A 1,851-nucleotide genomic window follows, 5' to 3' on the forward strand; every position below is an offset into this window, starting at 1 on the left:
CGAACAGAACCTCATCCTATGCATTATAGTTGCGTCCCGTCAATCAAATGCATAGTTTTGATCCACGATCTCGGACCGTCACTACACTGCCGATATGCAGAGTGACTCACACACAGGGGGCAATGCCGAGATCATCAGCACTCCACAGTCTCTGCTGCTGGCCTTCATGGGAATGCACCTGCTGCGGAAGCCGATCGCGGTCAGCGGGGCATCGATCGTCGAGGTCTTCGACTGGCTGGGCGTCGGCCCGTCGGCCACCAGGTCACTCCTTGCTCGCATGACCGATCGCGGCATGCTGGGTCGCCACAAGTCGGGACGCAAGACCTTCTATTCGCTCACCGAGCACGGATCCGCTGTGCTCGCGGACGGTTCACGACGGGTGTGGCGCGCCGCCGAGCAATCCTCGTGGGACGGGCAATGGACCATGGTCGCTCTCTCGGTCCCGGAGGATGCACGCCATCTGCGGCATCGCGCACGGTCCCGACTCGGATGGGCGGGGTTCGGCAGCACCGCGTCCGGGCTGTGGGTCACCCCGCGCATCCGCGATGTGTCAGCAATACTGGGGACCGACTTCGAAGGTGCCGACCTCACCGTGACGATCGGCCGAACCCACCCTCCCACCACGGACGAGTCACTGGTCGCAGCAGCCTTCGATCTGGGTCGAATTGCCCAGCACTACGCGGAATTTCACGAGCGTTGGGCAACCAAGGACGTGAGCGAGTTCGACGCCGAGGGCGCCTTCGCCGCCCGCATTCGCCTCCAGGCCGAATGGCTTTCCGTGGGCCGTGCCGATCCGTTGCTGCCGGCGTCCCTGTTACCTCACGCCTGGCCGGCCGACGCCGCGGACCGGCTGTTCCGATCACTCGATGCCGTCCTCGACCGTGCCTCGACCGAGATCGAATCACACGGACTCGACTCGATCGAGGTGTAGTCGAAATCCGGTTCAGACCTCGGTGGCAACCAACTCTTGTTCCACCACAACGCTATTCGCTCGATCGCGAAGGAAGCCACTGACGACATCCGTTATCTCGCGCGCTTTCGGGATCATCGCCTGCATGCTCAGTGCCCCATGGAACACGCCCTCGACGCGATGGCACTCGACCTCGACACCGGCGTCGGCGAGCAGACGCGCGTAGTCCTCGCCCTCGTCTCGCAGGACGTCCAACTCGACGGTGACGACCATGGCGGGTGCGACGCCGGCCAGCGATGCGCGGTTGGGCGAGTTCGCCCACGCGATGTCCGCACCGGCGAGGTAGAGATCCCAGAACCGTTCTCCCGCTGCTGCTGTCAGGAACGGACCGTGCGCGAACTCGACAAGCGAGGCCGTCGCGGCTTCGGGATCGATCGGCGGGTAGACGAGGACTTGAGCGACCAGGTCGATCCCCTCGTCGCGGGCCCCCAGCGCGGTGACCGCCGCCATATGCGCTCCGGCGCTTTCCCCCATCAGCGAGATCCGACGCGGATCTCCGCCGAAGTCACCGATCGACTCGACGGTCCACCGCACAGCGTCGATGCTGTCGTTCACGGCGGCCGGGTACGGGTGTTCGGGCGCAAGGCGATAGTCGACCGAGACGACGATCGACCCGAGCTCCTCGGCCAGATGGCCGCACAGAGGGTCGACGGCGTCGATCGAACCGGCGACGAATCCGCCACCGTGATAGAACACCACGACCGGTAGCGGGCCCTCGAGATCGGGGCGATAGACCCGAAGGCCCTTGCCCGCGACATCGTGCGGTGTCACCGTTCGTCCCGGTATCTGGAACGCGGTCTGCATCTGCACCTGCGCGCGCATGTCCTCGATCGAGATGTCTTCCATCGGGGGCGCACCGGAGAGCATTGCACCCGATACGG

2 protein-coding genes are annotated in these 1,851 nt (G+C 64.9%); one reads left to right on the forward strand and one right to left on the reverse strand.

Annotation, left to right across the window (positions count from 1 at the left end; all coding sequences use genetic code 11):
* The first annotated feature begins 94 nt into the window (after positions 1-94).
* A complete protein-coding gene (locus A2J03_RS02565) occupies positions 95-931 on the forward strand; it encodes a PaaX family transcriptional regulator (RefSeq protein ID WP_068369319.1) in 837 nt (278 codons plus the stop codon).
* Between the two features lie 12 nt (positions 932-943).
* Here A2J03_RS02565 and A2J03_RS02570 read toward each other — a convergent pair.
* On the reverse strand, positions 944-1,851 hold a 908-nt coding region (locus A2J03_RS02570), incomplete at its 5' end, for an alpha/beta hydrolase (RefSeq protein WP_156520158.1).

The sequence above is a fragment of the Rhodococcus sp. EPR-157 genome (assembly GCF_001647195.1).
Classification (GTDB): domain Bacteria; phylum Actinomycetota; class Actinomycetes; order Mycobacteriales; family Mycobacteriaceae; genus Rhodococcoides.

Coding starts and splice junctions, on each gene's coding strand:
- A2J03_RS02565 (WP_068369319.1), top strand. CDS start 95: ATGCAGAGTGACTCACACACAGGGGGCAATGCCGAGATCATCAGCACT.